General features: G+C 50.3%; 1 pseudogene. It reads right to left on the reverse strand.

The features are described from left to right. Window positions 1–535 (reverse strand): annotated as a pseudogene (locus R8N47_RS27900) (glycogen debranching enzyme); the annotation flags it as partial.

The following is a 535-nucleotide window of genomic DNA, read 5'->3' on the forward strand; positions in this document are numbered from 1 at the left end:
GTGGCGAGTTTGGCTTTGGCTGGTAATGCAAAATCACCATCGAGGTGGGTGACAGCAAGACTTCGCCTTCTGCGTGCCCAGGATTGAGGTTGCGCACATTGGTGTCACAAATCGTTACCCATTCTTGATTACGCTCGTTTGGCAGCTTAAATCGCGCTGTAGCGTTCGTTTGGTTGATGAGGTAAACCAACTCTTGCCCGTCTTTACCAATGCCTAAGTGAAGCGCTACGGAGCTTAATCGGTTCCAATCGTCGTGTTCCATTAATCGGCCATCGGTTCGACGCCAGAAAATGCGGTTGTTGTTGCGATTTTCGCCGCTGAAAGCACGGATGAAAGGCACCATGTATTGGTGACGGTTTGCGACCATTTGCGCCATCCAAGTTTTGAAGTGCGCTTTGCGCTCCGTCTCGCTCCAGTTGATCCAACTGGTTTTATTGTCTTGGCAGTAGGCGTTGTTGTTGCCACCTTGCGAGTGTGACAATACATCGGCGGTCAAAATGTGCGGAATACCAAACGCAAAGAGCAAGCTCGCAAT

Source organism: Vibrio sp. 2132-1, from assembly GCF_033344315.1.